A 236-nucleotide genomic window follows, 5' to 3' on the forward strand; every position below is an offset into this window, starting at 1 on the left:
GAGCAACTTCGCTCCGCCCATCGAGTAGGCAGCATTGAGCTTGTTGTGATGATGCCCGGGAATGCGCAGGAACGTATCTCGCGGCAGGGAGATGAGGACATCCTTGCCTTCTGGTGGCATGTAGAGCAGCAGCATGGTGTCGGTGCGCAGACCGGCTTCGGTGCCGGTGCCCAATTGCTTCTGTTGCCTGGGCGTGAGATTCTGCCGCTCATCGGTGCCGACCAGCAGTACGAGGG

Annotated in this window: 1 protein-coding gene; it reads right to left on the minus strand. The window is 60.6% G+C overall.

What is annotated here, in order from left to right; genetic code table 11:
• The coding region (locus tag ACCD05_RS32105; RefSeq protein ID WP_413397732.1) for an LCP family protein at window positions 1–236 on the minus strand (236 nt) is incomplete at both ends.

The organism is Rhizobium sp. Rhizsp42 (genome assembly GCF_047304155.1).
Taxonomy (GTDB): domain Bacteria; phylum Pseudomonadota; class Alphaproteobacteria; order Rhizobiales; family Rhizobiaceae; genus Rhizobium.